Annotated in this window: 8 protein-coding genes; all 8 read left to right on the forward strand. The window is 50.9% G+C overall.

Going from position 1 to position 7144, the window contains the following annotated elements; all coding sequences use genetic code 11:
• Window positions 1-54 precede the first annotated feature (54 nt).
• A complete protein-coding gene (acpP, locus tag ACYZZ0_RS13415) occupies window positions 55-291 on the forward strand; it encodes an acyl carrier protein (RefSeq protein ID WP_461537146.1) in 237 nt (78 codons plus the stop codon).
• A 278-nt stretch (window positions 292-569) separates the two neighbouring features.
• Complete coding sequence (fabF, locus tag ACYZZ0_RS13420) at window positions 570-1805, forward strand: beta-ketoacyl-ACP synthase II (RefSeq protein ID WP_461537147.1); 1236 nt, start codon at window positions 570-572, stop codon at window positions 1803-1805.
• Between the two features lie 2 nt (window positions 1806-1807).
• Window positions 1808-2680 (forward strand): aminodeoxychorismate lyase, encoded by an 873-nt coding sequence (gene pabC / locus ACYZZ0_RS13425; protein WP_461537148.1) that lies wholly within the window; start codon window positions 1808-1810, stop codon window positions 2678-2680.
• Complete coding sequence (gene mltG / locus ACYZZ0_RS13430) at window positions 2673-3731, forward strand: endolytic transglycosylase MltG (RefSeq protein WP_461537149.1); 1059 nt, start codon at window positions 2673-2675, stop codon at window positions 3729-3731. The genes pabC and mltG overlap by 8 nt, the downstream gene beginning before the upstream one ends.
• 35 nt (window positions 3732-3766) lie before the next feature.
• Complete coding sequence (gene tmk / locus ACYZZ0_RS13435; protein WP_461537150.1) at window positions 3767-4411, forward strand: dTMP kinase; 645 nt, start codon at window positions 3767-3769, stop codon at window positions 4409-4411.
• Complete coding sequence (locus ACYZZ0_RS13440) at window positions 4404-5420, forward strand: DNA polymerase III subunit delta' (protein ID WP_461537151.1); 1017 nt, start codon at window positions 4404-4406, stop codon at window positions 5418-5420. Before tmk ends, ACYZZ0_RS13440 begins: the two co-directional genes overlap by 8 nt.
• 106 nt (window positions 5421-5526) lie before the next feature.
• Window positions 5527-5880, forward strand: a complete 354-nt coding sequence (locus ACYZZ0_RS13445; protein ID WP_461537152.1) for a PilZ domain-containing protein — start codon at window positions 5527-5529, stop codon at window positions 5878-5880.
• Between the two features lie 80 nt (window positions 5881-5960).
• Entirely contained in the window at window positions 5961-6758 is a 798-nt protein-coding gene (locus ACYZZ0_RS13450) for a TatD family hydrolase (RefSeq protein ID WP_461537153.1), read from the forward strand.
• Window positions 6759-7144 lie beyond the last annotated feature (386 nt).

Genomic DNA, 7144 nt, shown 5'->3' on the forward strand with positions numbered 1-7144 from the left:
AGCGCTTTTTGCGACTCCGGTCGCATGTGAATCTTAACAGGAGCTTAATTAGGCATGAGCACCAGCATTGAAGATCGAGTTAAAAAGATCGTTTGTGAACAGCTTGGCGTTAAAGAAGACGAAGTAACCAACGGTGCTTCCTTCGTTGAAGACCTGGGTGCTGACTCCCTGGATACCGTAGAGCTGGTGATGGCCCTCGAAGAAGAATTCGAGACCGAAATTCCTGATGAAGATGCTGAGAAGATCACCACCGTTCAGGAAGCGATCGATTACGTTAACGCTCACGCTTAATTCTGCTCTTTGAGCTGTCTTAAGCCTGATCGCTTGATACGTATCGAAAGCCGCGGCATCTTTTGAGGTGCCGCGGCTTTTTTGTGTCAGTCGCAAACTGGTATAAAAAAATAATTAAAAGCAAAACTATTGGAAAATGACCGAGTATGTAGCGCTAAGCCTGTCACCCGGAGCCGGATATCCGCAGGTGATGAGTTTATCGGTATAAATTTTGTCATCAAACGAACGTACAAACTAAATTCCAGAGCTTATAAAGCGTCACGGAATGGCAGAATAGAATGACAGACAGAAAAGTTGTTGTTACCGGTATCGGCCTGGTCACACCGCTGGGGGCCAATATAGATTCGGTCTGGGCAAAAATTGTTGCAGGACAGAGTGGTATTGGCAGGCTTGAGCATGAGCAAGCGGATTTGCCGGTGAAAATAGCCGGCCATGTAAAAGACTTTGACCCGCTACAGTGGATTGATCGACGGGATGTTCGTCGTACCGATCCCTTCATTCACTATGGGCTGGCGGCGGGTGCGCAAGCTATTGAAGATGCCGGACTGACCCTGTCTGAGGATGAACAATACCAGGCAGGTGTCGCTATTGGATCCGGTATTGGTGGCATCAGTATGATTGAAGAAAATGCACTGCTGCTGCGAGATAAAGGCTCCCGCAAGGTTTCACCATTTTTTATTCCCGGCTCCATCGTCAATATGGCGGCCGGTATGCTGTCTATTCAGTACGGTTTGAAAGGCCCTAACTTTGCCACCGCAACGGCTTGTACCAGTGGGGGTCATGCTATTGGTCTTGCTGCACGGGCAATTGCCTGTGGTGATGCTGATGTGATGGTGGCGGGCGGCACCGAAAAAGGTTCCTCGCCACTGGGAATGGCAGCGTTTGCTGCAGCCAGAGCACTGTCCACAAGAGATGATCCCCAGTCAGCCAGCCGCCCCTGGGACAAGGATCGGGATGGCTTTGTAATGGGCGACGGTGCCGGAGTGTTGGTATTGGAAACTAGGGAGCGGGCGGAAGCCCGTGGCGCAAAAATCTATGCCGAACTTTCCGGGGTCGGTATGACTGGCGATGCCTGCCATATCACCGCACCGGATCCGGATGCCAAAGGTGCTGCAATGTGTATGCAAAAAGCATTGCGGGATGCAGGACTGGAGCCGGGGCAGATCGGTTATATCAATGCCCATGGGACTTCGACACCGGCGGGTGATATTGCAGAGTCCCAGGCCATTGAGCGTATTTTTGGCGGGTCTGATGTTGCACCATTGGTTAGTTCTACCAAGTCGATGACCGGCCATATGCTGGGAGCTGCCGGGGCGGTAGAAGCTATTTTCAGTATTCTGGCGCTGCGAGACCAGATCGCTCCTCCTACTATTAATCTCGACGAGCCGGGAGACGGTTGTCGTCTTGATTATGTGGCGGGTCAAAGTCGCAAGGTTGTAACGCAGCATGTGCTCTCCAACTCGTTTGCCTTCGGCGGTGCCAATGTCAGTCTGCTGTTTTCCGAGAGTCACTGATTATGGCTGCAGCTGAAAACCTGCCGTTGACCTGGGTGAATGGCATTGCTGCAGGGCATGTTGATCTAGCCGATCGCGGTCTTGCATATGGTGATGGACTGTTTGAAACCATTCGGCTGCATCATGGTGAACCCGTCTGGCTTCCACAGCACCTTGAGCGATTGAGCCGAGGTGCAGACCGCTTGCAGATCCCGGTAGATATGTCGCAATTGATGACCGAGATCGAGCAGTTTCTGCAGCCGGTATCTTCTCATGGTGTTTTAAAGCTGATGGTAACCCGGGGCTCCGGAGGGCGCGGTTATGCGCCTCCCCTGAGTGATGATGCAGCTCCGGTCAGAGTTCTGGGACTCTATCCACTGCCAGTTTATCCCGGAGAACCCGCGACAAATGGTATTGCCCTCTTTCCCTGTCAAACCCGTCTGGCTCATCAACCGTTACTGGCAGGCATGAAGCATCTTAACCGGCTGGAGCAGGTACTGGCTCGTGCCGAGTTGAGAGGTGAGGAAGCGAATGCTGCTGCAGGTCAACACACCTGGCTGGAAGGGGTTTGCCGGGATTATGATGATCATATTATCTGTGGCACTATGAGCAATATATTTATTCGTGCTGACAACAGCTGGTTTACCCCGAGGCTGGATCGCTGTGGAATCGAAGGCATCTGCCGTCGCTTTGTAATGGATACAGTCGAGCGACAGGGTGAGCAGGTTGCTGTACAGAACTGTAATGATCAGTTATTGCTGCAGGCCTCGGAAGTATTCGTCTGTAACAGTGTATTTGGTATCTGGCCGGTGACTGAATTTGCCGGCCATCGCTGGCCAGTCGGGAAGGCTACCCAAAAGATACAACAAAGCTTTAATGAAGTGCTGAATGGTTAAACGCTGGATTCATCGTCTTTTTTTTCTGGGGCTGATAGCTGCACTTGCAGGAGCCATGGCCATCTACTGGCTGTACCACCATTACCCCGATACCCAACTGGACATACAACAACCTTCCCTGTTTGAAATTGAGAAGGGTGAGTCGCTGGGTACTGTTGCCCGAAAGCTGGAGCGGGATGGTATTATTCCCTACAGCATTTTGCTGCGGGGATATGGTCGATTGTCGGGATTGGCCTCAGGACTTCAGGCGGGTGAATACACACTGCAGCCTGGCGTCAGTATTGCCGAACTGCTTGATATTTTTATCGAGGGGCGGGTTAATCAATACAGTGTGACGCTGGTTGAAGGTCTTACGGTTGCCGAGATGCTGACTGATCTGCGTGAGCACCCAAAACTGGAGCAAAGTCTGCAGAATGCAACAACAGCAACCTTATTGAGTACGCTGGAAGCTGATACGGAACGTTCAATGGCGGAAGGGCTGTTCTTTGCAGATACCTATTATTTCCATGCCGGAGATACGGATCGCTCTGTTTTATTGCGAGCCCTTAAGCGTACGGAAGAAGTGCTGGCAGAAGAGTGGGCAAAGCGTCAGGAAGGGCTACCCTACAAAACGCCATATGAGGCTTTGGTAATGGCTTCTATTATCGAAAAGGAAACTGGCGCTGCCTATGAGCGCCCGGAAATTGCCGGTGTCTTTGTGCGACGGCTGCAAAAAAGGATGCGGCTGCAAAGTGATCCGACTGTAATTTACGGCCTAGGTGAAGCTTATGATGGCAATATCCATCGCCGCGATTTACGCCAGTCGACGCCTTATAACACTTACGTTATTCGTGCTCTGCCTCCGACCCCGATTGCCCTGGTAGGTCGTGAGGCAATTCATGCCGCACTGAATCCTTCACCGGGTTCAAGCCTGTATTTTGTTGCCCGAGGGGATGGTTCGCACCAGTTTTCAGATACACTGGAAGAACATAACCGGGCTGTCCGGCGTTATCAGTTGAAGCGTCGGGCCGATTATCGTTCGTCTCCGCCACCGGAAGCGGCGGATGACTGACTGTAATGAACTAGCAAAACAGTGAAATCAGACTGATGCCAATGAATTCTCAGGGTTGTTTTATCACAGTGGAAGGTGGCGAAGGCGCCGGTAAAACAACCAATATGACGTTTATCAAGCAGTGCCTTGATAACTGGGAAGTGCCTTATATCCATACCCGGGAGCCGGGTGGAACCGAGCTGGCAGAGCAAATTCGTGAATTACTACTGAACAAGCGGGATGAAAAGGTTGCTCCGACAGCTGAGTTATTGCTGGTATTTGCAGCCAGAGCCCAGCATCTTGCCGAAGTTATTATTCCGGCATTGCAGCAGGGCAAAGTTGTACTGTGTGATCGCTTTACTGATGCCACTTATGCCTATCAGGGCGGTGGCCGGCAGCTGGATGTCAGCCTGATTCAGGATCTTGAACAACGGGTTCAGGGGACACTGCGTCCCGATCTGACCCTGCTGCTGGATGTCTCGATAGAAACGGGTATGGCTCGTGCCGGGCAGCGCGGCGAGCTGGATCGCTTCGAGCAGGAAAATATTGCATTCTTTAACCGGGTACGTGAAGCCTATCTGGCGCGGGCTGCAGAATACCCCCAACAATTTGCCATTATTGATGCGGGCAAGAGCCTGAATGAAGTACAGAAGCAAATTAAATCTGTGCTGGCAAAACGGTTGAATATATCCAATGAGTGACATACCCGGAAGCCTGCTGCCATGGCAGGCGGAGCAGTGGCAGGCTTTTGTTGACCGGTTTGACCAGGGGCGGCTGGCTCATGCCTGGTTGCTGCGCGGGGCGGCCGGGGTTGGCAAGTTGCATTTTGCCAAGGCCTTTGCTGCCCTGGCGCTATGTGAGTCTGATGCCAGTGAGATTTCGGGGCAACCCAGAGAAGCCTGTGGCTACTGTCAGGGTTGTCGTTTGATGCAGGCGGGCAGCCATCCGGACTATATGTTGCTGTCACCGGAGCAGGCAGGCAAAGCTATCAAAATTGACCAGATTCGCCAGCTGACCGGGTTTACTGAAAAGACCGCGCTGCGGCAAGGGCGTCGGGTCATTATTATCAGCCCTGCCGAGCAGATGAATCACAATGCGGCTAATGCGCTGCTCAAGTGCCTGGAAGAGCCTGCCGGTGATACCATTTTTCTGCTTGTCAGCAGTCAGTTGTCACTGCTCTTGCCGACTATTCGCAGTCGCTGCCAGCAGCTGGTTTTTCCTGTGCCGCCACATGACACGGCAAAAGACTGGTTGGAAAAGCAGGATACAGTTGTATCCTCTGCGGCAGAATCATTGCTGGAAATGGCCGGTGGTCGTCCGTTACTGGCCAGGGAATATGCCAGCAAGGATATTCAGCAACAACAGCAGATATTAATTGATGGTTTGCAGGATGTATCAAGCGGTCGCCGAACACCGGTTGAAGTTGCTGCTGACTGGTTGGATGTACCCCAGGATCGCCTGACAGGCTGGATGCAGCAATGGCTGTATCAAATGGTACGCTTTGCTGCGGGAAGCAATACCGGGCTTGAGAATCAGGTCGGGGGCAAAATGCTGGTTTATATTGCCGGGAAATCTGGCAGTAAAAATCTGGTGCAGTTATATGACTGGCTGCTGCAGCAAAATAACATTATGAATCGGGGCATGAATCTTAACCGCCAGCTGTTTTGTGAACAGCTGTTGATACGCTGGTTGCATCTCACTGTTAGATAGTATTCAAAAAGAACAGAGGCCTAAAAAGCTGTCTTGCTTGATTTCATGGCAGGATATTGATTTGCTGTTTTAAAAGCTGCTGCAAAATAACCAAAACAAAAATTGCATGGAGGCAATGATGGCCGGAGCTGCAGGTGGAATCCTCTCGCTGACAATCAAGGATACAGCGGTGCTTTATGCCGCCTATATGCCTTTTATCAAAAATGGCGGGTTGTTTATTCCCACAACCCGCGACTACAAACTCGGTGATGAAGTTTTTCTCCGTCTCAAGTTGATGGAAGAGTCAGATCAGTTGCCTGTGCCGGCCAAGGTGGTGTGGATTACGCCCAAGGGAGCCCAGAATGGTGGTGCGGCAGGTATCGGCGTACAGTTTATTGATGAAACTGATGTAGCCCGGACCAAGATCGAAACCTATCTGGCAGGCGCTATCAAAGCCGATCGTCCCACAAATACAATGTAGCCTGCTATCTCTGCACACCTTTTAATATGTGCATGTTTGGTTATCATGCACGACCTCCTTCTCAATATTGAAACAAACAGATGATTATTGATTCCCACTGTCACCTGGATCGTCTCGGACCGGATATGTCTGATGAGCAACTGGATGAAATTGTTGCTGCGGCCGACAAGGCTGGAGTAAACGCCATGTTGTGTGCCGGTGTGACGCTGGAAGCTTTTCCGGGACTGCTGAGGGTTGTTGAGCGTTTCGACAATGTAGTGGGAGCCGTGGGCGTTCACCCGCTGGAAGATGAAGGATGTAAAGAGCCGGACGTTGAGAGCCTGGTTCAGATGTCTGCTCACCCCAAAATTGTTGCCATTGGTGAAACAGGGCTGGATTTCTATTACAAGCCGGATTCAGAAGCCATGCAGCTGAAGCGATTTGAAACTCAGCTTCAGGCAGCGCAGCAAGCACAGTTACCTGTCATTATTCACTCCCGTCAGGCGCAGCAACAGACTGTGGATATGATTCGGGCACTGAAACCGGAAGCCGGTGGTGTGCTGCACTGCTTTACCGAAAGTGAAGAGATGGCACGTCAGGTGCTGGATGAGGGCTTATATATATCTATTTCGGGTATTGTAACCTTCCGTAATGCAGCAGCTCTTCGTGACGTCGTGAAAATGGTTCCCCTTGATCGCCTGCTGGTGGAAACGGATTCACCTTATCTGGCGCCGGTACCACATCGTGGCAAGCCTAACCGCCCAGAGCATACCGCTGTTGTTGCCCGATACATTGCTGAATTGAAAGGTGTCAGTCTGGAGCAGATTTCAGAACAGACAACCGCTAATTTCTTCAGCCTTTTTCCTAAAGCCCGGAACACCCTCAAGCTCGCTGAATAATCAGTGAGCTTTTCTGCAAAAAGTGGTTAATACACGGTTGACAGAAATTCATTTGTCCGTAGAATGCGCTCCTCATTGCCGGCCACATTGATTGATTCACAGCGAATCATTGAGTGACCGGATGTTGATTCAGGCGCTGCCAAACACAGTGCTTGACAACAAAAACGGTCGCGGTAAGATAGCGGCCTCGCTGAACGGCCTCACACATCACGAGGCGATCTGATCGGAAAGATCAAGAGTCAGCAGCTTCTTCGGAAGTCAGTTCTTTAACAAGATAATCAAGTAATTCGTGTGGGCACTTGCTTGTAATGGATGAATAAAAGATTTTCATCGAAGCAAGTGTTGTTCAAAGATTCGTCTTTGGATAATCACTCGATCAATTCAAT

The sequence above is a fragment of the Spongorhabdus nitratireducens genome (genome assembly GCA_947387575.1).
GTDB lineage: Bacteria > Pseudomonadota > Gammaproteobacteria > Pseudomonadales > Endozoicomonadaceae > CANDOC01.

What these genes read in the sequence shown, in the direction of transcription:
- acpP (WP_461537146.1), top strand. Translation starts at nt 55, where the DNA reads ATGAGCACCAGCATTGAAGATCGAGTTAAAAAGATCGTTTGTGAACAG.
- fabF (WP_461537147.1), top strand. Translation starts at nt 570, where the DNA reads ATGACAGACAGAAAAGTTGTTGTTACCGGTATCGGCCTGGTCACACCG.
- pabC (WP_461537148.1), top strand. Translation starts at nt 1,808, where the DNA reads ATGGCTGCAGCTGAAAACCTGCCGTTGACCTGGGTGAATGGCATTGCT.
- mltG (WP_461537149.1), top strand. Translation starts at nt 2,673, where the DNA reads ATGGTTAAACGCTGGATTCATCGTCTTTTTTTTCTGGGGCTGATAGCT.
- tmk (WP_461537150.1), top strand. Translation starts at nt 3,767, where the DNA reads ATGCCAATGAATTCTCAGGGTTGTTTTATCACAGTGGAAGGTGGCGAA.
- ACYZZ0_RS13440 (WP_461537151.1), top strand. Translation starts at nt 4,404, where the DNA reads ATGAGTGACATACCCGGAAGCCTGCTGCCATGGCAGGCGGAGCAGTGG.
- ACYZZ0_RS13445 (WP_461537152.1), top strand. Translation starts at nt 5,527, where the DNA reads ATGGAGGCAATGATGGCCGGAGCTGCAGGTGGAATCCTCTCGCTGACA.
- ACYZZ0_RS13450 (WP_461537153.1), top strand. Translation starts at nt 5,961, where the DNA reads ATGATTATTGATTCCCACTGTCACCTGGATCGTCTCGGACCGGATATG.